General features: G+C 60.5%; 20 protein-coding genes. 15 read left to right on the top strand and 5 right to left on the bottom strand.

Going from position 1 to position 22,590, the window contains the following annotated elements; translation table 11 throughout:
- Positions 1–183 precede the first annotated feature (183 nt).
- Both cobF and HU718_RS11850 read right to left on the bottom strand, forming a co-directional pair.
- Positions 184–939 carry a precorrin-6A synthase (deacetylating) gene (gene cobF, locus HU718_RS11855; RefSeq protein ID WP_186614194.1) on the bottom strand — a complete coding sequence of 252 codons (756 nt, stop codon included), beginning with the start codon at positions 937–939 and terminating at the stop codon, positions 184–186.
- Positions 939–1,493 (bottom strand): histidine phosphatase family protein, encoded by a 555-nt coding sequence (locus HU718_RS11850; RefSeq protein WP_186614192.1) that lies wholly within the window; start codon positions 1,491–1,493, stop codon positions 939–941. Before HU718_RS11850 ends, cobF begins: the two co-directional genes overlap by 1 nt.
- A 331-nt stretch (positions 1,494–1,824) precedes the next feature.
- Here HU718_RS11850 and HU718_RS11845 point away from each other — a divergent pair, with 331 nt between their 5' ends.
- From HU718_RS11845 to HU718_RS11810, 8 genes are all read left to right on the top strand, one after another.
- Positions 1,825–2,679 (top strand): MurR/RpiR family transcriptional regulator, encoded by an 855-nt coding sequence (locus HU718_RS11845; protein ID WP_016983252.1) that lies wholly within the window; start codon positions 1,825–1,827, stop codon positions 2,677–2,679.
- A 2-nt stretch (positions 2,680–2,681) separates the two neighbouring features.
- A complete protein-coding gene (locus HU718_RS11840; protein ID WP_102902766.1) occupies positions 2,682–3,326 on the top strand; it encodes a cysteine hydrolase family protein in 645 nt (214 codons plus the stop codon).
- Positions 3,323–4,654, top strand: a complete 1,332-nt coding sequence (locus HU718_RS11835) for a type I glutamate--ammonia ligase (RefSeq protein ID WP_186614190.1) — start codon at positions 3,323–3,325, stop codon at positions 4,652–4,654. Before HU718_RS11840 ends, HU718_RS11835 begins: the two co-directional genes overlap by 4 nt.
- Positions 4,638–5,390 carry an N-formylglutamate amidohydrolase gene (locus HU718_RS11830; RefSeq protein WP_150811731.1) on the top strand — a complete coding sequence of 251 codons (753 nt, stop codon included), beginning with the start codon at positions 4,638–4,640 and terminating at the stop codon, positions 5,388–5,390. Before HU718_RS11835 ends, HU718_RS11830 begins: the two co-directional genes overlap by 17 nt.
- An 81-nt stretch (positions 5,391–5,471) precedes the next feature.
- Positions 5,472–6,821 carry an APC family permease gene (locus HU718_RS11825; protein ID WP_123593956.1) on the top strand — a complete coding sequence of 450 codons (1,350 nt, stop codon included), beginning with the start codon at positions 5,472–5,474 and terminating at the stop codon, positions 6,819–6,821.
- A gap of 118 nt (positions 6,822–6,939) precedes the next feature.
- Entirely contained in the window at positions 6,940–7,956 is a 1,017-nt protein-coding gene (locus HU718_RS11820) for an arginine N-succinyltransferase (RefSeq protein ID WP_186614188.1), read from the top strand.
- A gap of 61 nt (positions 7,957–8,017) precedes the next feature.
- Positions 8,018–9,052: an arginine N-succinyltransferase gene (gene astA, locus HU718_RS11815; protein WP_150707428.1), complete on the top strand. Its 1,035-nt coding sequence runs from the start codon at positions 8,018–8,020 to the stop codon at positions 9,050–9,052.
- Between the two features lie 167 nt (positions 9,053–9,219).
- Complete coding sequence (locus tag HU718_RS11810) at positions 9,220–10,089, top strand: isocitrate lyase/PEP mutase family protein (RefSeq protein ID WP_007919546.1); 870 nt, start codon at positions 9,220–9,222, stop codon at positions 10,087–10,089.
- Between the two features lie 133 nt (positions 10,090–10,222).
- Here the strand turns inward: HU718_RS11810 and HU718_RS11805 are convergent, their stop codons facing one another.
- From HU718_RS11805 to HU718_RS11795, 3 genes are all read right to left on the bottom strand, one after another.
- Positions 10,223–10,525: a hypothetical protein gene (locus tag HU718_RS11805; RefSeq protein ID WP_186614186.1), complete on the bottom strand. Its 303-nt coding sequence runs from the start codon at positions 10,523–10,525 to the stop codon at positions 10,223–10,225.
- A 538-nt stretch (positions 10,526–11,063) separates the two neighbouring features.
- Positions 11,064–12,302, bottom strand: a complete 1,239-nt coding sequence (locus tag HU718_RS11800) for a M20/M25/M40 family metallo-hydrolase (RefSeq protein ID WP_186614184.1) — start codon at positions 12,300–12,302, stop codon at positions 11,064–11,066.
- Between the two features lie 213 nt (positions 12,303–12,515).
- Entirely contained in the window at positions 12,516–13,589 is a 1,074-nt protein-coding gene (locus tag HU718_RS11795) for a diguanylate cyclase (protein ID WP_186614182.1), read from the bottom strand.
- A 177-nt stretch (positions 13,590–13,766) separates the two neighbouring features.
- Here HU718_RS11795 and HU718_RS11790 point away from each other — a divergent pair, with 177 nt between their 5' ends.
- From HU718_RS11790 to HU718_RS11760, 7 genes are all read left to right on the top strand, one after another.
- Complete coding sequence (locus tag HU718_RS11790; protein WP_186614180.1) at positions 13,767–15,221, top strand: flavin-containing monooxygenase; 1,455 nt, start codon at positions 13,767–13,769, stop codon at positions 15,219–15,221.
- 21 nt (positions 15,222–15,242) lie between these two features.
- On the top strand, positions 15,243–16,169 hold the full coding sequence (locus tag HU718_RS11785) for an alpha/beta fold hydrolase (protein ID WP_186614178.1): 927 nt from the start codon (positions 15,243–15,245) through the stop codon (positions 16,167–16,169).
- 138 nt (positions 16,170–16,307) lie between these two features.
- Positions 16,308–17,807: a glycolate oxidase subunit GlcD gene (gene glcD, locus HU718_RS11780; RefSeq protein ID WP_186614176.1), complete on the top strand. Its 1,500-nt coding sequence runs from the start codon at positions 16,308–16,310 to the stop codon at positions 17,805–17,807.
- Positions 17,807–18,856 carry a glycolate oxidase subunit GlcE gene (gene glcE, locus HU718_RS11775; RefSeq protein ID WP_150730576.1) on the top strand — a complete coding sequence of 350 codons (1,050 nt, stop codon included), beginning with the start codon at positions 17,807–17,809 and terminating at the stop codon, positions 18,854–18,856. The genes glcD and glcE overlap by 1 nt, the downstream gene beginning before the upstream one ends.
- A gap of 2 nt (positions 18,857–18,858) precedes the next feature.
- Positions 18,859–20,079, top strand: coding sequence for a glycolate oxidase subunit GlcF (gene glcF, locus HU718_RS11770; protein ID WP_186614174.1), 1,221 nt, complete (start codon positions 18,859–18,861; stop codon positions 20,077–20,079).
- An 88-nt stretch (positions 20,080–20,167) separates the two neighbouring features.
- The gene (hglS, locus tag HU718_RS11765) at positions 20,168–21,547 is read left to right on the top strand and encodes a 2-oxoadipate dioxygenase/decarboxylase HglS (protein ID WP_186614171.1); all 1,380 of its coding nucleotides are present in this window, start codon (positions 20,168–20,170) and stop codon (positions 21,545–21,547) included.
- Between the two features lie 430 nt (positions 21,548–21,977).
- Complete coding sequence (locus tag HU718_RS11760) at positions 21,978–22,493, top strand: Hcp family type VI secretion system effector (RefSeq protein ID WP_007919523.1); 516 nt, start codon at positions 21,978–21,980, stop codon at positions 22,491–22,493.
- Positions 22,494–22,590 lie beyond the last annotated feature (97 nt).

The raw sequence follows: 22,590 nt of genomic DNA, 5'->3' as shown, positions 1-22,590 counted from the left end.
ACGACATCCGCCGCTTGCTGGCAACAAAAACCCGGTGCGACTTGCGTTGCACCGGGTGTTTTTTTGCCTGTTCGAAATGTGCGTTGCGGCCCCTTCGCGAGCAGGCTCGCTCCCACATTTTGAAATGCGTTCCACTGTGGGAGCGAGCCTGCTCGCGAAGAGGCCAGCCCGGCCAGCGAAAATCTAAGGCTTGCGCAGCAAATAGGTATCCATGATCCACCCATGCTCCGCCCGCGCCGCCTTGCGCACCCGCTCGATTTCCTCCGCGACATCCGCCAGCCTGCCACTGATCAGAATCTCGTCCGGCGTGCCCAAGTAAGCGCCCCAATAAATCTCGGTCTGCTGATCGGCGACCCGCTGATACGAATCTTCAGCATCAAGCATCACCACCAGACTGTCCGCATCACTCACCTGCCCCGCTGCCAAACGCCGCCCGGTGGTGATTTCAATGGAACGGCCGATCGTATTCAACGGCACCTTATGCTGCGCCGCCAACGCCTGAACGCTGGTAATTCCGGGAATCACCTCAAACTCGAAGGCACACGTGCCCGAGGCCAGAATCGCCTGAAGGATGCGCACGGTGCTGTCGTACAACGCCGGGTCGCCCCACACCAGGAACCCGCCACACTGGTCGTCAGACAATTGGTCATTGATCAGCCGCTCGAAGGTCTGCTGCTTGGCACGGTTCAGGTCATAGACACTGGCCGTGTAGTCGACATCGCCGCGTTCGCGCTCCGGGCTGTGGGCTTCGAAGAAGCGATAGTCGGGCTCGTCGATGTAGCGTTCACAGATCTCGCGGCGCAAGTCGATCAGCTTGTCCTTGCTCTGGCCTTTATCCATCAGAAAGAACACATCGACCCGGTTCAGCGCCTTTACGGCCTGCATCGTGATGTAGTCGGGATTGCCGGCACCGATGCCGATCACCAGCAGTTGTTTCATCACAAAGCTCCTTTAAGACACAGGCGCCAGCGCCCGGTGAAGCGTAGTTCGAGCATCGACAGCGGTTCGACATCAATGTCATGAAATGCCGAACCGCGCATCACGTGGATCAGCGCGGCGCGGATAACAAACGGATGCGTCACCGCCACCACATGCCCCGACGTGGCTTGCAGGCCAGTCAGCCACTGCGCCACGCGTTCACACAACTGCGCCACCGACTCACCACCATGGGGCGTGGCGTGGAGGTCTTCCAGCCAGGCCTGCAGCGCGGCGTCTTCCGAGCGTTGCAGATCCTTGATCGACATCCCGTGCCAACGGCCCCAGTCACAATCGCGCAGCGCGTCATCCACTTGCACATCCGCACCAAAGCATGCCGCCGTCTGTTGCGTGCGCAATTCCGGCGCGCAAATCAAGCGTCGCGCGGCGTCGAAACGCTCGGCCAATTCGCCCGTCGCCAACCCACTATTTTCAACAGGCTCATTCGTAGGAAAACACGCCAATTTTTGTGCGACGGTTCGCGCATGGCAAATCAATGTCAAACGAGTGGTCTGCACAGGGATCGCTCCGGTAGGCCTTCATGAAAATCAACGACGCGAAGCCGTTCTGTGGGCAATTGTGCCGTAAACCGAGGGTTGCGGGGCGGCAGGATAACCACCGGCAAAAACTGACGACGGCAGGAATACGGCAATATCTGACAGCGTTGTGGGCAATGGACTACAAGCCCTGTCGAATTCCGTGTAGCCCTTGTTACACGGGCACCTCGCTCCATTTTGGCGCTGTTTCAACACGCTAAAAAATTCACTAGACATGTAACGTCAGTTACATAAATACTGTTTTAACGGATTATGAAGCGAATTCAACACCCTCCATCCAGCAGGAGCCCGGATGCCCCCTCTCAGAGACCTGATCACCGATCCCGGCCTGGATCTTACGCCGTCGGAGCGCAAAGTCGTTCGCGCCTTGCTTGATCAGTACCCACGCAACGGTCTGGGGCCGATGGCGCGGCTGGCCGAACATGCCGGCGTCAGCGATCCGACCATTGTGCGGCTGGTGAAAAAACTTGGTTTCGGTGGTTATGCCGAATTCCAGGATGCCCTGCTCAGCGACATGGATCATCGTCTGCGCTCGCCGCGCACGCTGTTACAACCGCGCGCCCATCAGCACAAGGACGACGCCTGGAGCCACTATCTGGGCGACAGCCATCGCCTGCTGGTCGAAACCCAATCGCTGACCCAACCCGAAGACGTGCGCATTCTCACCGACTGGCTGCTTGATGCCCGGCATCAGGTGTACTGCTTCGGCGGGCGCTTCAGCAGTCTGATGGCGACTTATCTACTCAACCACCTGCGTCTGCTGCGCCCCGGTTGCTTCGCTTTGGAAGACAACGCGCAACTGCCCGATCGCCTGTTCGATCTGCAACGCCAGGACGTCGTGCTGGTGTTCGACTACCGCCGCTACCAGACTCAGGCCCTGCGGGTCGCCAGTGCGGCGAAGAACAACAACGCCCGTGTGGTGTTGTTCACCGATATCTATGCCTCGCCGCTGCGCGAACTTGCCGACCTGATCATCAGCGCCCCGGTGGAATCGGCCTCGCCGTTCGACACCATGGTGCCGGCGCTGGCGCAGGTCGAAGCACTGATCGCCTGCCTGACCTTGCGCACCGAAAACCTCGCCGATCGCCTGGAAGGCATCGATGCCCTGCGCAACGACTTCAACACCCACCTGCTGGAGGATAAATAAGGATGTTCAGCCTTCCCCACCGCTCGCCGCGGGACTTGCCGTTTGTCACCGATCACACCGCGCTGTTGCTGGTGGACATGCAGCGTGCCTGGCTCGAACCGCAGTTCGACGCGCACCTCAATGGGCCTGACGCCGAGTACTTCCTGACCCGCGCGCACATGCAGGTGGTGCCCAACCAACGTCGCCTGCTCAGCGCTTTTCGCGAGGCGCGGCAGAACGTGCTGCATACCATTATCGAAAGCCTTACGGCTGATGGTCGCGACCGCTCACTCGATCACAAGCTCTCGGACATGCATCTGCCCAAAGGCAGCGTGCAGGCCAGGATCATTGAAGACCTGAGCCCGGTGGAAAACGAGATCGTCCTGCCGAAGACGTCATCGGGCGTCTTCAACTCGACCAACATCGACTACGTGCTGCGCAACCTGCAAACCCGTCACCTGATCATCGCCGGCATCGTCACTGACCAATGCGTGGACATGGCCGTGCGCGACGCCGCCGATCGCGGCTATCTGGTCACGCTGGTCGAAGATGCCTGCGCCACCTACAGCGCCGAACGCCATCACGCCTGCCTGAATGCGATCAAGGGTTACTGCTGGATCACCGACACCGACACCGTGCTCGCCCGCTTGCAGGAGATGCGGCCATGAGCGCCCGTCTGACACCACTGCCGATGACCACGCTGGTCACCACTGACTTGATCGGCATCACCCGTGGCCGCTCGTTTCCCACCGATGAGCTTGAGCATTATCAAGCCGCCGGTTGCGGCTGGGTGCCGGCCAACAGTGCGTTGACGCCGCAGGACATCATTGCTTCGACCAATCCGTGGGGCGCTTACGGCGACCTGCGGTTGATTCCCGATCTGAGCAGCCGCGTCACTGTCGGCAACGGCCCGGACGCCGACGCACCGGCGCTGGATTTCATTCACGGCGATATCCGCGAAACCGATGGCCGCCCATGGGGCGCCTGCCCGCGCACGCTGTTGCGCGACGAAATCGAGCGTTATCGCGATGAGTTGGGCTTGCAGGTCAACGCCGCGTTCGAACACGAATTCAACCTGCACGCCGGTTTTGCCGAGCATCTGGCGTTCTCCCTCGAAGCCCAGCGCCAAGGTGCCGAGTTCGGTGGCTGGCTGCTCAGCGCCTTGCGCGCCGGCGGTGTCGAGCCGGAAATGTTTCTGCCCGAATACGGCAAGCACCAATACGAAATCACCTGCCGCCCGACGCTCGGCGTGGCGGCGGCGGATCGCGCCGTCAATGTGCGCGAGATCAGCCGCGAGATTGCCCGGCAAATGGGCCTCGACCTGAGCTTCGCGCCGAAGACCGCCGCCGACGCGGTGTGCAACGGCGTGCATCTGCACGTCAGCCTGCTCGATCTGGCCGGCCAGCCGATGCTTTACGACGCTGGCACCGGCAATGGACTGTCGAGCCTCGGCCAGCATTGGGCGGCGGGGATCCTGCACTACCTGCCGGCCCTCTGTGCCTTCACCGCGCCGACGCCGGTGTCGTACGAGCGTTTGCAGCCGCATCACTGGAGCGCGTCTTACGCTTGTCTGGGTCAACAGAACCGCGAGGCGGCGCTGCGCATCTGCCCGACCGTAACCCTTGGCGGCAAGCCCGTGGCCAACCAGTTCAACCTCGAATTCCGCGCCATGGACGCCACCGCCTCACCGCATCTGGCCATGGCGGCGCTGCTGATCGCCGGGCGTCTGGGCATTGAACAACGCTTGGCACTGAACGCGATCACCGACGAAATTCCCGATTCACTCAACGACGAGCAACGCCAGGCCCGGGGCATCGTCGCCCTGCCCGCCTCGCTGGCCCAGGCGCTGGATTGCCTGCGCAACAGTGGCGCCTTCACTGCATGGCTGCCCAAGCCGTTGCTCGACACCTATTACGCCCTGAAAACCGAGGAACTGGCGCTGACGGAACAGCTCTCGCCCGCTGACTTGTGTGAGCACTATGCACGCCTGTACTGAATCCACCGAGTTGGGGTTGTACACCCGACCGGCCTACAACCTGAGCCGCGCCGACTCGACGCACCCGTTGATTCTGGTGTGCGAACACGCCAGCCGCTACATCCCCGAGGCCCTGAACAATCTGGGCCTGGACGCTGCCGCCGCCGCTGAACACATCGCCTGGGACATTGGCGCGTTGCAACTGGCTGAACAGCTATCGGAGAGGCTCGGCGCAACCCTGTTGAGCGCCAATTATTCGCGCCTGCTGATCGACCTGAACCGGCCCCGCCACGCCCCGGACAGCATTCCGGCGCAGAGCGAAATCTATCAGGTGCCGGGCAACCGTGAACTGGACGAAGCCACCCGCGAATACCGCCGCCAGACCTTGTTCAAACCGTTTCACGCGCGCTTGCAAACCTTGATCGACGAGCGTGTTGCTCAGGGCCAAGCCGTTCGTGTGGTGGGGATTCACAGTTTCACTCCGGTGTATTACGGCCAGCCGCGACCGCTGGAAGCCGGCGTGCTGTTCGGTCAGGCCAAGGCTTACGCGCAACGCCTGCTCGACGGTCTCGGCGAGCATCCGCTGAAAGTGGCCGGCAATCAGCCGTACAGGATCGATCCGCTGGGCGACATGACCGTGCCGGTGCACGGCGATGCCCGTGGCCTCGACTCGGTGCTGATCGAGGTACGCAATGACTTGCTGCGCAGCCCCGAAGCCGTATCACGCTGGGCCGGATACCTCGCGCCATTGCTGTAGTGAATGAAAGACTGCTGACGCTGTAAACGATGGACCGATAACAACTAAAACGATCGACTGGCTGACAAGGAGTTGCGCTTCATGGAAATTGAAGAATTCGGCTACAAGCAAGAGTTGAAACGTAGCCTGACGCTGACCGACCTGGTGGTGTACGGGATGATCTTCATGATCCCCATCGCCCCGTTCGGTGTGTATGGCTACGTTAACGCCGAGGCCCCGGGGATGGTGCCGCTGGCGTACATCATCGGCATGGTGGCGATGCTGTTCACCGCGCTGAGTTACGGCAGCATGGCCAAGGCGTTTCCGATTGCCGGCTCGGTGTATTCCTACGCGCAACGCGGCCTCAATCAACACGTCGGCTTCATCGCCGGTTGGCTGATGCTCCTCGATTACCTGCTGATCCCGCCGCTGCTCTACGTCTACGCGGCGATGGCGCTCAACCATTTGTACCCGGACATTCCGAAAGTCGGCTTCATTCTGGCGTTTCTGGTCAGCGCGACCTTCGTCAACCTGCGCGGCATCACCTTCACCGCACGGATGAACATCATCTTCCTGCTGGCGCAACTGGTGGTACTCGGCATCTTCCTGTTCTACGCCTGGAATGCCCTGCACAACGGTGGCGGTAACGGCGAGCTGACCCTGGCGCCGCTGTATCACGCGGAAACCTTCAACTTCGCCCTGCTGATGCAAGCGGTATCGATTGCGGTGCTGTCGTTCCTCGGCTTCGATGCGATCTCGACGCTCGCTGAAGAAATCAAGGGTGATCCGGGCAAGAGCGTCGGCAAAGCGGCGTTGATCACTCTGGTAGTGATGGGCGTGATCTTCGTTGCGCAAACCTGGATTGCTACCGACCTGGCGGCAGGCATGGGCTTCAAATCCGCCGACACCGCGTTCTATGAAATCGCCGAAATCGCCGCCGGCAGCTGGCTGGCGACCCTGACCGCTGTCGCGACGGCGCTGGCCTGGGGCGTGGCCGTGGCCATCACCTCGCAAGCCGCGGTTTCGCGCTTGCTGTTCGGCATGGCGCGCGACGGCAAACTGCCAAAAGTGCTGGCCAAGGTTCACCCGAAACACAACACGCCGTACCTGAGCATTTATCTGGTGGCGGTGCTGTCGCTGGTGATCTGCTACCTGTTCATCAACTCGGTCGACACCCTGACCTCGCTGGTCAACTTCGGCGCACTCAGCGGTTTCATGCTGCTGCACCTGACAGTGATCAACTACTACTGGCGTCGGCAAAAGTCCGGTCAGGTCGTGCGTCACCTGATCTGCCCGGTGGTCGGCTTCATCATCGTCGCGGCCATCATGTACAACATGGGCGTCGATGCGCAGAAACTCGGTCTGATCTGGATTGCTCTGGGTCTGGTGTACCTGTTCTTCCTCAACAAACTCGGCGCCAGCACCGCACTGCCTGACCCGAGCAACGGCTGACAAGAAAAAGAGCGGCGTCTGACAACAAATCAGGCGACCGCCGATTTATCGCGTGGAAACCGACAGTGATAGTCAGGTTCGGCGACTTTGCCGAACCTTTTGATACAGGAGTACATCCATGCTGGTCTTACGCCCAGTCGAGCAGACTGACCTGCCCCAGCTCCAACAATTGGCCCGCGACAGTCTGGTGGGCGTGACCTCCCTGCCGGACGACAGAGAGCGCCTGCGCGCGAAAATCACCGGTTCCTGCGCTTCGTTCGCCAGCGCGGCAGAGGCTAACGGCCCGGAGAACTACTTCTTCGTGCTGGAAGACCTCGACGAACAGCGTCTGGTTGGCTGCTCGGAAATTCTCGCCACAGCGGGTTTCGACGAGCCGTTCTACAGCCTGCGTAATCGCCATTTCACCAGTGCGTCCCGCGAGCTGAACATTGAACACGGCGTGCCGGCGCTGTCGCTGTGCCACGACCTCAACGATCACACGCTGCTGCGCGGCTTTCATATCGACGCCGCGCTGGTGCGCACGCCGTTCTCCGAGTTGCTGTCACGGGCGCGCCTGTTGTTCATCGCCGCCCATGCGCCGCGCTTTGCCGAGGCGGTGATTACCGAAATCGTCGGCTACAGCGACGAGGCCGGCAATTCACCGTTCTGGGATGCGCTGGGCAAACATTTCTTCGACCTGCCCTACGCGGAGGCCGAACGCCTGTGCGGGTTGCAAAGCCGCACCTTTCTCGCCGAACTGATGCCGCAATACCCGATTTACGTGCCGATGCTGCCGCAAGCGGCGCAAGACTGTATCGGTCGCATCCACCCGGACGGTCAGGAAGCGTTCGACATCCTTGAGCGTGAAGGCTTCGAAACCAACAGCTACATCGACCTGTTCGACGCTGGCCCGACCCTGTATGCGCGTACCTCGAATATCCGTTCGATTGCCCGCAGCCAGACGGCATCGGTGCAGCAACGACCACAGATCGATGCCCGTGGCCGTTACCTGCTGAGCAATGACGCGCTGCACGGCTTCCGGGCGATCATGGCCGAACTCGATTTCCAACCCGATCAACCGCTGTCCCTCACCCCTGCAATGTGTGCGGCGCTGAACGTGACCGATGGCAGCCCGATTCGGCTGATTGCCCTGTGAAACCCGCGCGGTTGCGCAGTCAACGACAGTGCCCGAACAGGCGCGCAAAAGGAGTTACAGCATGATTGTCCGCCCGGTCAAAGTCAGCGACCTGCCAGCCTTGATGGCGCTGGTGCAACAGGCCGGCCCGGGGTTCACCACCCTGCCGGCCAACGAAGATCGCCTGTCCCACCGGGTCCGCTGGGCGCAACGGGCGTTTGCCGAGCAGGTGGAGCGGGCCGACGCGGACTATCTGTTTGTGCTCGAAGACGACGACATGCGCGTGGTCGGCGTCAGCGCACTGGCCGGGGCGGTCGGCCTGCGCGAGCCCTGGTACAACTATCGGCTCGGGTTAACGGTGAGTTCGGCGCCGGATCTGGGTATTCAGCGGCAGATACCGACGCTGTTTCTCAACAACGAACTGACCGGCCAATCGGAGCTGTGCTCGCTGTTTCTTGGCCATGACCAGCGCCACGGCAGCAACGGTCGCCTGCTGTCACTGGGGCGTTTGCTGTTCGTTGCCGAGTTCCCGCATCTGTTCGGTGAGAAGATGATTGCCGAACTGCGCGGCAGTGCCGATGAACACGGTTGTTCGCCGTTCTGGGACAGTCTGGGCCGGCATTTCTTTCAAATGGACTTCAGCCATGCCGATCACTTGTCAGGCCTTGGCAACAAATCGTTCATCGCCGAACTGATGCCGCGCCAGCCGTTGTACACCTGCATGCTCACCGAACAGGCCCAAGCGGCGATCGGCCAGGCACACCCGAATACCGAGCCGGCGCTGAAAATCCTTCAGGCCGAAGGTTTTACCCACAAAGGCTACATCGACATCTTTGACGGCGGCCCGGTGATAGAAGCGCCGGTGCGCTCGATCCGCACCGTGCGCGAGAGCGTTGAGCTGACCCTGAGCCTCGGCAGCCCGGATGAACAGGCACCGCTGTGGCTGATTCACAACCGCCGTCTGGAAAACTGCCGCATCACCGTCGCCCGCGCCCGTCGGGTCGGCAGCAGCCTGGTGATCGACCGCCTCACCGCCAAGCGCCTGCAACTGCAACCGGGCAATTCGGTGCGCGCGGCAATGCTGCCCAATCAACAGCAACAGGCGGTGGCGGCCTGACGGTCATCACCGCAAAAAGGTAAATCCTTTCAGCAAAAGCGTCCGCGACAACCTGTCCCTTGCAAATTCGTCATGATCATTGACCCATTCGCGTGATAGCCTTTTCATTCTTCGGCGTTGACACCTTTGTTCAAGCCTTTCCATTCCTTTGTATTGGTGGAACTCGTATGACCAGGCTTTCCCATCAAGATTTGCGCCGTAACTTCCGTCAACTGCTGGCTTCCGACACCTGCTACCACACGGCTTCGGTGTTCGATCCGATGTCCGCGCGGATTGCCGCTGACCTGGGTTTTGAAGTGGGGATCCTCGGCGGTTCCGTGGCCTCTTTGCAGGTACTCGGTGCCCCGGACTTTGCCCTGATCACCCTCAGCGAGTTCGCCGAACAGGCCACCCGCATCGGCCGCGTCGCCCAATTGCCGGTGATCGCCGACGCCGACCACGGCTACGGCAACGCCCTCAACGTGATGCGCACCATCGTCGAACTGGAACGCGCCGGCGTCGCCGCCCTGACCATCGAAGACACCTTGCTGCCGGCACAATTCGGCCGCAAATCCACCGACCTGATCACCGTGGCCGAAGGCGTCGGCAAGATCCGCGCGGCGCTGGAAGCCCGGGTTGATACGGAAATGGCGATCATCGCCCGTACCAACGCCGGCATTCTGCCGAATCAGGAAATCATCAGCCGTACCCGCCAATATCAGGCGGCCGGGGCTGACGGCATCTGCATGGTCGGCATTCAGGATTTCGATCAGCTTGAGCAAATCGCCGAACACCTGACCGTACCGCTGATGCTGGTGACCTACGGCAACCCGGCGCTGCGCGACGACAAGCGTCTGGCCGAACTCGGTGTGCGCGTGACCATCGATGGCCATGGCGCTTACTTTGCGGCGATCAAAGCGACGTACGACAGCCTGCGTGAACAGCGGCAGATCTTTACCCAGGCGTCCGATCTGAGCGCTACTGAGTTGACGCACACCTATACCCAGCCGGAGGAATACATTCTCTGGGCCAAGGAATACATGAGCGTCAAGGAGTGATGCACACGCTTCACCGGCCCTTTCGCGAGCAGGCTCGCTCCCACAGTGGATCTTGGTTGAACACAACATTCGTGTTCGACACCGATCAAATGTGGGAGCGAGCCTGCTCGCGAAGGCGTCCGCCGCTACACCGCTACACCGGCGTCTTGTAAGCCTCCTCCCGCTGCACCGCCCGCGCCTGAATCACATTCAGAATCGCACAGCCCTCGCGCATCAACAGATGCACCGCACTGGTCACCCGCGTCAGATCACAATCGGAAATGCCCTTGAGATTAAGACTGGCAAAGGTGTCGGCCAGATCGCGCACAACCACAAACCGGTGCATCGCACAGGCGGCCATGTCGCTGAGTTCTAAGTGGGTATTGAGGAAGAGCACCGGGGATTCGGCGTCGTAGGTGTCGATGGGGAGGAAGCGGGGCATTACTTGGTCGGTCATAGAGTTCACTCCAAATAGGGGTCAGGTGCTGTATTCGACCGGCCAAGATCGTCGCAGATTTTCTGCGAACCGAGACTATAAGAGCCGCGCTCAACGGCCACAACAAGAGCTTCTGTCAGAATTTTCGGTATTTTTTGTACGCTGTCCTCGACTTCCACTTTTCCCACAAAAGCCCCTCACCCTAGCCCTCTCCCAAAGGGAGAGGGAACTGATTGGGGGATGCTCGGGAGCTACGCCGACTTGTGATACCGCGCTGAATCCGATTTTGAATTCAAAGTTAATCTTTCAGGTCGCCGTGTTAATCACAAACAACACGGTCAGTCCTCTCCCTCGGGAGAGGGAACTGATTGGGGGATGCTTGGGAGTTACGCCGACTTGTGACACCGCGCTGAATCCGATTTTGAATTCAAAGCTAATCTTTCAGGTCGCCGTATTCATCACAAACAACACGGTCAGTCCCCTCTCCCTCCGGGAGAGGGTTAGGGTGAGGGCAAATGCACCTGACACCCCACCCGTATCAGTCACACCACAAACCCACTCACCGCGGCTTGGCCAACTCCATAATCATCCGCGACAACAGATAAATCCGCGGCGCCACACTCGCCACTTCGGCGTATTCCTCCGGCGTATGAATATTGCCGCCAACAATCCCGAAACCATCCAGCGTCGGCGTGCCAACCCCGGCCGACAAACTCGCATCCGCCGCACCGCCACTGCCCTCCTCCGTCAACTTGCGGCCAATCTCGCCGTAAATCCCCTGAGCCATGGCCATTAGACGATCCGACTCGGGAGTCTGCGGCATCGGTGGCAAGCCGCGTTGCAATGAAGTCTTCACTTCGGTTTCAGGAATCAATTTGTCCTGCGACACCCGCGCCAGATCCTTCTCGATCCGGTCGAACTCCTCCGGCACCGCTGCGCGCACGTCAGCCTTGGCCGTGGCTTGATCGGGAATCACGTTGGTGCGATCGCCGGCCTTGAGCACGGTGAAGTTGATGGTGGTTTTCTTCGCCTCATCGCCAAGTTTGCCCAACTGAAGAATCTGGTGCGCCGCTTCCATTGCGGCATTGCGCCCCAGTTCCGGCGCGACACCGGCGTGCGCGGCTTTGCCCTTAACCTCGACCAGCGCCGTCGCGCTGCCCTTGCGCCACACCACCAGGCCATCGGCCGGGCGGCCCGGCTCAAGGTTGAGGGTCACGTCGTGCTGTTTGGCGGTTTTCTTGATCAGGTCGGTGGCGACGTCCGAGCCGGTTTCTTCACTGGCGTCGAGCAGGAAGGTGATTTGCGCGTAGTCCTTGAAGTCGAGGTTTTTCAGGATTTTCAGCGCATAGATCCCGGCGACGATGCCGCCCTTGTCATCCATCACCCCCGGCCCGTAAGCACGGCCGTCCTTGATATGGAACGGCCGCTCGGCCGCCGAACCTTCCTTGAATACCGTGTCCATGTGCGCCATCAGCAGGATTTTCGCCTTGCCGGTGCCTTTCAGCGTCGCCAGTACATGGTTGGATTTTTCCGGCGTGTTCGGCACCAATTCGATGGTGGCGCCGAGTTTTTTCAGCTCATCGATAGCGATGTCGCTGACTTGCTTGAGGCCCGGTTCATAGCCGGAACCGGAGTCGATATTGACCAGCCGCTCGAGCAATTTCAGCGCTTCTGGCTGGTATTGCTCGGCATCGGCGAGCACTTGTTTGTGCGGTTCGGCGAAGGCGTGGGCAGCCGAGAAAGCGAGAGACAGGCCGAGGCTGGCGGCCAGCAGGGAGCGAGAAAATGAGAACGTCATGAAGCGATCCTTGTTTCGCGTCGGGGGGATTTAACCGTACCCGACATCGGCGCGAGGCTCTACACCGAATGCGACACTGATCTAACCGACAACACAAAACCCTGTGGGAGCGAGCCTGCTCGCGAAGGCGTCGTGTCAGGCGATATCAGTCTTGGCTGACCCAGCGCTTTCGCGAGCAGGCTCGCTCCCACAAGGGATTTGTGGTGATGCGGATCAAACCGAATCCAGCAACGTCCGCCGGGGCTTGCCATCACAATTGCAGATCACCCGATTACGCCCGCCTGCCTTGGCTTCATACAACGCCTGATCGGCATCATTGAGCCAGCGCGTCGCGTCAGCATGCGCCGGGTCGTACGCCGCCAAGCCAATGCTCAAACTGACCTTCAACGCCGGGTTCTGCTCATAACCCAGAATCGCGAAGCGCTCACGCAACGCTTCCATCGCCTGCGCGGCGTTGAACAGCGGCAGATCCGGCAAAATCACACAGAACTCATCACCGCCATAGCGCCCGGCAACGTCAGTCGCCCGCAGGTTTTGTTTAAGTAATTTGCTCAACTGGCGCAACACGATGTCGCCCGCAACATGGCCGTAAGTGTCGTTGATTGCCTTGAAGTGATCGATGTCGATCAGCGCAATCGCCGCGCCCTGTTTCTGCCGTTTACAGCGCTGAAAAGCGATCTCCAGTTGATCCTTCCAGGCGCCGTGGTTAAGCAGCCCGGTCAAGCTGTCGGTGCGGCTCAGGGCAAGCAATTCGCGTTTATGCCGACCGAGGGTGTAGGCCTGGCGAAAGCAGATCCAGCCCAGCGCCAACGGGTACAGCAGCAGTAACGGGAAACAGGCGTACATTTGCGCAGGCGAGGTCTGCGGAACGAATGCCGGGGCAAAGACCACCAGCCCGACGCCGACCCCGAGCAACTGCGCCGCAGAGCCTGCCAATAGAAAGCGTGAACCACCGATAGCGACGTTGTTCATCGCCATCATCGAAATGGTCGTGGCCGTGGGCAGCGGATTGAAATGCATGGCGGCAAGCCAAAAGCCGCCGAAAAAGGCGTCGATCAACAGATTGCGGTGTTCAGCGTGGTAAGGAACCCGGGCGCGGCGCGCCCATTGAAACGCCAGATGCGGCCAGACCAGGCCGTTGAAGAACATCAGTGCCCAGACCCACAGCGGCGGATCGAGCGAGTACATCGCCACGCTCACGCACACGAGCCCCAGAATCAACCCGAGGATGCGCGATGTATAAAGCCTCCTGGCCAATGAAAGTCCCTTTCCTCCGGTATTTCCCATAAGGACCTCGCTCACGCACACCGCAGGACGGATGTGCTGGAAGTCTAACAGGGCGACGTTAAATAGCCATCACCGGCCAGCGGGCTGAATAGAGCGACATCAGGGCCGCACACAGTGCAAATATTTGGCTATACATGAAAGGAGCAAAATGGAAAAACAACTATAAGAAGGAGGCCCATGCACACCTATCACGTGTTGATCATCGGTAGCGGTTTTGGCGGTCAATGTGCTGCGGTCAACCTGCTCAAAGCCGGGATCGACGATTTTCGCCTGCTGGAGCGAAGGGACTTTTTTGGCGGCACCTGGTGCCAGAACACCTACCCTGGCGCAGCAGTGGACGTGCCGTCGCCGCTGTATTCGCTGTCGTTCGCACCGTACCGCTGGTCGCAGATGTTCGCCGGGCAGGCCGAACTGCAGCGCTACACCGAACATGTCATCGAGGAATTCGGTTTGCGCGAACGCGTTGAGCTGGAGGCCAATGTCGAGCGCGTCGAATGGGACGACACGGAAAAACGCTGGGCCGTGTATACCGCCAGCAAAGGCACCTTTTATGCGCAGTTCCTGATCAATGCCACCGGGCCATTGAGCCAACCGGTCATTCCGCACTTTCCCGGCCGGGATCGCTTTCAAGGCAAGACTTTTCATACAAACAATTGGGATCACAGCTACGACTACCGCGGTAAACGCGTGGCCATCGTCGGCAGCGGCGCCAGTGCGGTGCAGGTGATTCCAGCGATTGCGGCGCAGGTCGAGCAATTGCACGTGTTTCAACGCGCGCCCCATTGGGTGCTGCCCCGCGCCGATCGTCAGTTCGGGCCGTTGCAACGCTGGCTGCTTGGCCGCAAACCCGCCTACAAACTGTTGCGCTGGCTGATTTACTGGCAATTCGAAACCCGGGTCATCGCGTTCAAATATTCGAAAGCAGCGATTCACATGGTCCAGCAGCACGCCCTGCGTTTTCTCAAACGCCAGGTGCCGGACCCGGTGCTGCGAGAAAAACTCACCCCGGACTTCACCATCGGCTGCAAACGGGTACTGGTTTCCAGTACCTATTACCCGGCGCTGAGTCGCGCCAACGTCACCTTGCATACCCGCGAGCAAGGCATTGCGTCCATCGACGAAACCGGCATCAACACTCAGGACGGTCAGCACATCGACGTTGATCTGATCGTCTGGTCGACCGGTTACGACGCCACCGACGGGGTGATTTCCTATCCGGTCAGCGGAAAAAACGCCGTGCAACTCAGAGAGGTCTGGGCGCAATACCCGCGCGCCTATCTGGGCACCAGCCTGCCGGACTTCCCCAACCTGTTTATCGTCACCGGCCCTAACACCGGCATTGGCCACACCTCGGCGCTGTTCATCATCGAGTCGCAGATGAACTACATCCTCGACTGCATCCGCACCGTGCAGGCCAAAGGCCTGCGCAGCATCGAAGTGCGCCCCGAAGCGGAACGTACCTACACTGAGATGATTCATCGGGAAATGCAGCGCACGGTCTGGAAGTCCGGCGGCTGCCACAGTTGGTATCAAAGCAAGAGCGGTCATGTGATCGCGATGTTTCCCGGCTTCAGTTTCAGCTATCACCGCTTGACCCAAGCGCTGAAACCGGCCGACCACATTCTGTCCTGAACACGTAAAAGGAAGACGTCGATGCTTTTGCTGTTTGTCGCCCTCGCGGTTTTCGTGGCCTGGAGCTGGTTGAGTTATCCGGCGGTCGGTCATTGGCTGTACGACCTGAACATGGCCATCGAGGCCAAGTTGTACAAATTGCACAAGATCGAAGTGCCAATCGCCGAGATGAGCGTCTCGACCTGGCAGGGCGGGCCGTACGAAGCGGCCAGCGCGATTCTGATGCTGCATGGCTACAGCGCCGAGAAGAACCTGTGGTTGCGCTTTTCCCGGCACTTCGTGCGCGAGTATCGGGTGATCATCCCGGACCTCGCCGGCCATGGTGAAACCGGGTTCAAGGCGGGCGGTGGTTATGACATTCCGCTGCAAGCCAAACGCATGATCCAGTTGCTCGACGTCTGCGGCGTGGAAAAAGTCCATGTGATCGGCAACTCGATGGGGGGCTACATCGCGGCGTGGCTGGCGGCAACTTACCCGGATCGCATTGCTTCGGTGGCGCTGATCGACCCGGCGGGCGTCACGGCACCGGAGGTCAGCGACATGGAGCGGCATCTGGCGCGCGGGCATAACCCGTTTCTGATCAACTCGCGGGAAGAGTTTCGCCAGTTTTATGCAATGACCATGGAATCGCCGCCGTGGGTACCGAATCTAGTGTTGGACGCCATCGCCCAGCGCTACGAACAACAACGCGATGAACTGGAAGAGATCTTCCGCGATTTTCGCGCCAGCCCGCCGATGGAGCCGAAACTACCCGATATCAAATGCCCGGCGCTGTTGCTCTGGGGGCGCAAGGATCGGCTGATCGACGTCAGCAGCGTGCCGGTGTGGAGCAAGGGCATCGCCAATTTGCGCGTGGATGTCTGGGATCATGTCGGGCACATGCCGATGGTTGAACAGCCGGGGAATACTGCAGAGCTTTATCGCGAGTTTCTGGGAAGCCAAAGATGACAATGCACCCAGCCCCTGATCGTTCCCACGCTCTGCGTGGTAATGCCTCAAGGGACGCTCCGCGTCCAGTGACGCGGAGCGTCACGGGCTGCATTCCCACGCAGAACGTGGGAACGATCAGCAAGGGGTAAGCCTGAGATGAACATTCTTTATGACGAACGCCTCGACGGCCCGCTGCCGCAGGTGAACAAGGCCGAATTCCTCAAGGCATTGCAGCAAGCGCTGCCTGACCTCGACATTTTATGGCGCGAGGACGAACTCAAACCCTACGAATGCGATGGCCTCTCCGCCTACCGCACCACGCCGATGCTGGTTGCCCTGCCGCGTCGACTCGAGCAAGTGCAAAGCCTGCTCAAACTCTGCCATCAGAAGAACGTCCCGGTGGTTGCCCGTGGCGCCGGCACCGGGTTGTCCGGCGGTGCCTTGCCGCTGGAGCAAGGCCTGCTGCTGGTGATGGCGCGCTTCAATAATATTCTGCACATCGACCCCGCCGCCCGCACCGCGCGGATTCAGCCGGGGGTGCGCAATCTGGCGATCTCTCAGGCAGCGGCGCCCTTCGGACTGTATTACGCGCCGGATCCATCGTCGCAGATCGCCTGCTCGATCGGCGGCAACGTCGCCGAAAACGCTGGCGGCGTGCATTGCCTCAAATACGGATTGACCGTGCACAACCTGCTGAAAATCGAAGTGCTGACCATCGAAGGCGAACGCCTGACCCTCGGTTCGGATGCCCTCGACTCAGCGGGTTTCGATCTGCTCGCCTTGTTCACCGGCTCCGAAGGATTGCTGGGGATCATCACCGAAGTCACGGTCAAACTGCTGCCCAAACCGCAGGTCGCGAAAGTGCTGCTGGCCAGCTTCGATTCCGTGGAAAAGGCTGGCAGCGCGGTCGCCGAAATCATCGCGGCGGGGATCATTCCCGGCGGGCTGGAGATGATGGACAACCTCGCCATTCGCGCCGCCGAAGATTTCATTCACGCCGGTTACCCGGTCGATGCCGAGGCGATTCTGTTGTGCGAACTCGATGGCGTCGAGGCCGATGTCCACGACGACTGCCAACGGGTGCGCGAGGTCATGACCGCGGCCGGCGCCACCGAAGTGCGTCAGGCCCGCGACGAAGCCGAGCGCGTGCGCTTCTGGGCCGGGCGCAAAAATGCTTTCCCGGCCATCGGCCGTCTATCACCTGACTATTACTGCATGGACGGCACCATCCCGCGCCGCGAATTGCCCGGTGTACTGCAAAGCATCGCCCGACTCAGCGAAGAATACGGTTTGCGCGTGGCCAACGTGTTCCATGCCGGCGACGGCAACATGCACCCGTTGATTCTGTTCGACGCCAATCAACCCGGCGAATTGCACCGCGCCGAAGCCTTGGGCGGCAAGATCCTTGAACTGTGCGTGCAGGTCGGCGGCAGCATCACCGGCGAACACGGCGTCGGCCGCGAGAAAATCAACCAGATGTGCGCGCAGTTCAACAGTGACGAACTGAGCCTGTTCCATGCAGTAAAAGCCGCGTTCGACCCACAAGGCCTGCTCAACCCCGGCAAGAACATTCCGACCCTGCACCGCTGCGCCGAATTCGGCGCGATGCACATTCACGCAGGGCAATTGCCCTTCCCCGAACTGGAGCGTTTCTGATGGCCGATGTCGATGCCGCCAGCGCCCTGCTCGATCAGGTCAACGAGGCCCGGGCCAACGCCACGCCGCTGAAAATTCAGGGTGGCAACAGCAAAGCGTTCCTCGGCCGTGAGGTGGCCGGCGAAGTGCTCGACACCCGCGCCCACTGCGGCATCGTCCGTTACGAGCCGACCGAACTGGTGGTCACGGCGCGCGCCGGTACACCGTTGTCCGAACTGCTGGCGGCGCTGGATGCTGCCGGACAAATGTTGCCGTGCGAGCCGCCGTCATTCGCCGACGGCGCCACCGTCGGCGGCATGATCGCCACGGGGTTGTCCGGTCCACGACGACCGTGGTCTGGCTCGGTGCGCGACTTCGTCCTCGGCACGCGGGTGATCACCGGCCTCGGTCAGCACCTGCGCTTCGGCGGCGAAGTGATGAAGAACGTCGCCGGTTATGACCTGTCGCGGCTGATGGCCGGCAGTTATGGCTGCCTCGGCGTGCTCACCGAGGTCTCGCTGAAAGTCCTGCCGAAACCGCGCCAGTGCCTGAGCATTCGCCTCGACATGGAATGCGCGCGGGCGCTGGCCAAGCTTGCCGAGTGGGGCCAGCAGCCGCTGCCGATCAGTGCCGCCTGCCACGATGGCCAGAGCCTGTATTTGCGTCTCGAGGGCGGCGAAGGTTCGGTGGCGGCGGCGCATCAACGCCTCGGTGGTGAACCGCTGGATTCAGGGTTCTGGCGCGATCTGAATGAGCAGCGTCTAGGGTTTTTCAACGAAGGTCTGCCGCTGTGGCGCTTGTCGTTGCCGAACAATCTCGGACCACTGGATCTGCCCGGCGAGCAACTGATCGACTGGGCCGGTGCACAACGCTGGCTGAAATCCGACGCGGCGCACATTCATATCCTCGCTCAGGAACTCGGCGGCCATGCCACCTGCTTTACCCACGGCGCCTGCTCTTCGCCATTCCAGCCGCTGGCCTGGACACTGCTGCGCTATCACCGGCAACTCAAAGCGCAACTCGACCCGCAAGGGCTCTTCAACCCCGGGCGCATGTACGCGGAGTTCTAGCCATGCAAACCACCCTCAGCGAACAATCGCGACAACTGCCCCGCGCCGCCGAGGCAGAAAAGATTCTGCGCACCTGCGTGCATTGCGGCTTTTGCAACGCGACCTGCCCGACCTATCAATTGCTCGGCGATGAACTCGATGGCCCGCGCGGGCGCATCTACCTGATCAAGCAAGTGCTCGAAGGCGCACCCGCGACGGCGCAGACGCAACTGCATCTGGACCGCTGCCTGTCGTGCCGTAACTGCGAAACCACCTGCCCGTCCGGCGTCGACTATCACAACCTGCTCGACATTGGCCGCGCGGTGGTCGATCAAGCAGTGCCGCGTCCGGCGTCCCAGCGCCTGTTGCGCGAAGGGTTGCGCGCATTAGCGCCGAATCCGGGATTGTTCAAAGGCTTGCTGCGCATGGGCACGACGTTTCGGCCGCTGTTGCCGCGAGTGCTCGAAAGCAAACTGCCGCAGCATCTGCCGTTTTCCGGTTTGCGCCCCGCCCCTCGCCACGCCCGGCGGGTGTTGTTGCTTGAAGGCTGCGTGCAACCGGGGTTGTCGCCAAACACCAATGACGCTACGGCGCGGGTGCTGGATCGCTTGGGCATCAGTGTCACCCCGGTGGCCGAGGCCGGGTGTTGCGGCGCGCTGGACTATCACCTCGACGCGCAAGCCAAAGGTCTCAGCCGCGCCCGACAAAACATCGATGCCTGGTGGCCGCAACTGCAAAACGGCGCCGAAGCGATTGTGCAGACCGCCAGCGGTTGCGGCGCATTCATCAAGGATTACGGGCATTTGCTGGCAGACGATCCGGTGTATGCGGCCAAGGCCAGGGAAATCAGCGAGCGCACGCTGGATCTGATGCAGGTACTCGCGCAGGAGCCGCTGGAACAGATCTGCGCCGCCACTGAACGGCGGATTGCCGTGCATTGCCCGTGCACCTTGCAGCACGCGTTGAAACTGGGCGGCGCGGTGGAAGCTGTGCTGGCGCGCCTGGGTTTCAATCTCACCGCCGTGCCCGACGGCCATTTGTGCTGCGGCTCGGCGGGCACCTATTCGCTGACGCAACCGGTGCTGGCCCGGCAACTGCGCGACAATCGCCTCAATGCGCTGGAGAGTGGCCGCCCTGAGCTGATCGTCACTTCCAACGTTGGCTGCCAGAGCCATCTGGGCAGTGCCGGACGCACGCGGGTGATGCACTGGATCGAGCTGGTGGATCAGTCGTTGGCAGAATGAAGTTCGTAGGATTCTTCGTTTGCCCGCGTGCGAGAAGGCTGCGATCTTTTCCCTCATCCATTCCGTGACCGTGGCAGGAATTTTTTTCATGACCGTGCAGCCGTTCGTCAGCCCCGACCTGATCCGCCAACGCTTCTCCAAAGCGATGTCCGACATGTACCGCGAAGAAGTGCCGCTGTACGGCGCGCTGATGGAGTTGGTGGAACAGACCAACCGCGAAGTGCTTGCACGTCAACCGGATATCGCGCGGCAACTCGACAGCACCGGTGAAATCCAGCGGCTGGACATGGAGCGCCATGGCGCCATTCGCGTCGGCACCGCGACGGAACTGGCCACCCTCGCCCGCTTGTTTGCGGTGATGGGCATGCAGCCGGTGGGTTATTACGACCTGACCCCGGCGGGCGTACCGGTGCATTCCACGGCGTTTCGCGCGGTGCATGAAGAGGCGCTGCAAGTCAGCCCGTTTCGGGTGTTTACGTCGCTGTTGCGCCTGGAGTTGATTGAAGATCCCGAACTGCGCGACTTTGCCGAATCCGTGCTGGCCCAGCGTTCGATCTTTACCGCTGAAGCATTACGCCTGATCGCGCAGGCTGAAACCGCGGGCGGACTGAATGAAAGCGAGGCCGAGGCATTCGTCCTACAAGCACTGGAAACCTTTCGCTGGCATCACAGCGCCACGGTTACCGCTGCGCAATATCAAACTTTGAGCGCCCAACACCGTTTGATCGCCGATGTGGTGGCGTTCAAAGGCCCGCACATCAATCACCTGACGCCGCGCACGCTGGACATCGACCGCGTCCAGGAACAGATGCCAGCCCATGGCATCACCCCGAAAGCCGTGATCGAAGGCCCACCGCGCCGGCAGTGCCCGATCCTCTTGCGCCAAACCAGTTTCAAAGCGCTGGACGAGCCGATCGCCTTCACCGATCAGAACCAGACCCGTGGCAGTCACAGCGCGCGTTTCGGCGAAATCGAACAGCGCGGCGCGGCACTCACCCCCAAAGGCCGGGCGCTGTATGACCGCTTGCTGAATGCCGCGCGCGATGAACTCGGCGACTTCCCCAACGAAGCCAACGCCGCACGCTACAACGCGCTGATGGCTCAGCACTTTGGCGAATTTCCTGACAGTGTCGAAGGCATACGTGAACAAGGGTTGGCGTACTTTCGCTATTTCGCCACGGAAAAAGGTCTGGCTGCTGGAGGACTTGGGCAGTCGTCTCTGGAGGACTTGTTGCGCGATGGTTATGTGAAAGCGGAACCGTTGGTGTACGAAGATTTCCTGCCGGTGAGTGCGGCGGGGATTTTTCAGTCGAACCTTGGCGATGCGGCGCAGGCGCATTACGGCGAGCATTCCAATCGGCAGGCTTTTGAGCTGGCGCTGGAGCGCGCGACCATTGATGAGTTGGGGTTGTATGCGGCGACGCAGCAGCGTTCGATTGATGAGTGTCTGTCCCGATTTGCGCGTTGAAAAATCAAAAGATCGCAGCCTTCGGCAGCTCCTACAGGGGAAATGCATGCCAAAAGTAGGAGCTGCCGAAGGCTGCGATCTTTTGATCTAAAAGTTTTAAGCAGCCGCCTCGACCAAATGATGGCTTGTGGCCATTGTGCGCAAGAAGTTGCGCACTTGTTTTGTAAAAAAGCCTAATAAAACCGCTGAGAGCCACGTCGTACAAGGCCTGCAGCCAAGTGCGCAAGAAGTTGCGCAGTACTGCGCAACTTCTTGCGCACTTTTGCCTTGGATGGCCGCTCTATTTCGCACGCTCACCGGAAAAACCGGGCAAACACCCCGGCCCGCATGGCTGCGACAATTGTTGGCACGCTCCTTGATAACAGTCAGGCACCCACCGGGCGATTTCGCCTCCCGGGCACCTTAAATTATTCCGCAAGGAGAGCACCCCATGGCAACACCAGCGTACATGTCGGTTACCGGCGAAAAACAAGGCCTGATCACTGCAGGCGCTTTCACCGCTGACTCCGTAGGCAACACCTACCAGGAAGGCCACGAAGACCAGGTTATGGTTCAGGCTTTCAGCCACGACGTAATCATCCCGCGTGACCCGCAATCCGGTCAGCCAACCGGTCAGCGCGTTCACAAGCCAGTTGTGATCACCAAGGTCTACGACAAAGCTTCGCCTCTGCTGCAAGCCGCTCTGACCTCCGGCGAGCGCATGAGCGAAATCGTTATCCAGTGGTTCCGTACTTCTGCTCAAGGCACCCAAGAGCACTACTACACCACCAAACTGGAAGACGCGATCATCGTCGCCATCAACAACAAAATGCACAACTGCCAGGATCCAGGCAACTCGCACTTCACCCACCTGGAAGAAGTGCAGTTCACCTACCGCAAAATCACCTGGACCCACGAAGTATCCGGTACTTCGGGTTCCGATGACTGGCGTGCTCCAGTCGTTTAATTACGGCTGATCGTTACAAGCATCGGCCAGCTCTGCTGGTCGATGTTGTTTTCGCCCTCCAGAATTTCGCGTAAGTTGAGCCGCTTTGCGGTCGTCG

The organism is Pseudomonas tensinigenes, assembly GCF_014268445.2.
Lineage (GTDB): Bacteria > Pseudomonadota > Gammaproteobacteria > Pseudomonadales > Pseudomonadaceae > Aquipseudomonas > Aquipseudomonas tensinigenes.
This window is presented reverse-complemented; position numbering and strand designations above follow the sequence as displayed.

Excerpts from the sequence above, each read along its gene's own strand:
- cobF (WP_186614194.1), bottom strand. The coding sequence starts at position 939 with ATGAAACAACTGCTGGTGATCGGCATCGGTGCCGGCAATCCCGACTAC.
- HU718_RS11845 (WP_016983252.1), top strand. The coding sequence starts at position 1,825 with ATGCCCCCTCTCAGAGACCTGATCACCGATCCCGGCCTGGATCTTACG.
- HU718_RS11840 (WP_102902766.1), top strand. The coding sequence starts at position 2,682 with ATGTTCAGCCTTCCCCACCGCTCGCCGCGGGACTTGCCGTTTGTCACC.
- HU718_RS11835 (WP_186614190.1), top strand. The coding sequence starts at position 3,323 with ATGAGCGCCCGTCTGACACCACTGCCGATGACCACGCTGGTCACCACT.
- HU718_RS11830 (WP_150811731.1), top strand. The coding sequence starts at position 4,638 with ATGCACGCCTGTACTGAATCCACCGAGTTGGGGTTGTACACCCGACCG.
- HU718_RS11825 (WP_123593956.1), top strand. The coding sequence starts at position 5,472 with ATGGAAATTGAAGAATTCGGCTACAAGCAAGAGTTGAAACGTAGCCTG.
- HU718_RS11820 (WP_186614188.1), top strand. The coding sequence starts at position 6,940 with ATGCTGGTCTTACGCCCAGTCGAGCAGACTGACCTGCCCCAGCTCCAA.
- astA (WP_150707428.1), top strand. The coding sequence starts at position 8,018 with ATGATTGTCCGCCCGGTCAAAGTCAGCGACCTGCCAGCCTTGATGGCG.
- HU718_RS11810 (WP_007919546.1), top strand. The coding sequence starts at position 9,220 with ATGACCAGGCTTTCCCATCAAGATTTGCGCCGTAACTTCCGTCAACTG.
- HU718_RS11805 (WP_186614186.1), bottom strand. The coding sequence starts at position 10,525 with ATGACCGACCAAGTAATGCCCCGCTTCCTCCCCATCGACACCTACGAC.
- HU718_RS11800 (WP_186614184.1), bottom strand. The coding sequence starts at position 12,302 with ATGACGTTCTCATTTTCTCGCTCCCTGCTGGCCGCCAGCCTCGGCCTG.
- HU718_RS11795 (WP_186614182.1), bottom strand. The coding sequence starts at position 13,589 with ATGGGAAATACCGGAGGAAAGGGACTTTCATTGGCCAGGAGGCTTTAT.
- HU718_RS11790 (WP_186614180.1), top strand. The coding sequence starts at position 13,767 with ATGCACACCTATCACGTGTTGATCATCGGTAGCGGTTTTGGCGGTCAA.
- HU718_RS11785 (WP_186614178.1), top strand. The coding sequence starts at position 15,243 with ATGCTTTTGCTGTTTGTCGCCCTCGCGGTTTTCGTGGCCTGGAGCTGG.
- glcD (WP_186614176.1), top strand. The coding sequence starts at position 16,308 with ATGAACATTCTTTATGACGAACGCCTCGACGGCCCGCTGCCGCAGGTG.
- glcE (WP_150730576.1), top strand. The coding sequence starts at position 17,807 with ATGGCCGATGTCGATGCCGCCAGCGCCCTGCTCGATCAGGTCAACGAG.
- glcF (WP_186614174.1), top strand. The coding sequence starts at position 18,859 with ATGCAAACCACCCTCAGCGAACAATCGCGACAACTGCCCCGCGCCGCC.
- hglS (WP_186614171.1), top strand. The coding sequence starts at position 20,168 with ATGACCGTGCAGCCGTTCGTCAGCCCCGACCTGATCCGCCAACGCTTC.
- HU718_RS11760 (WP_007919523.1), top strand. The coding sequence starts at position 21,978 with ATGGCAACACCAGCGTACATGTCGGTTACCGGCGAAAAACAAGGCCTG.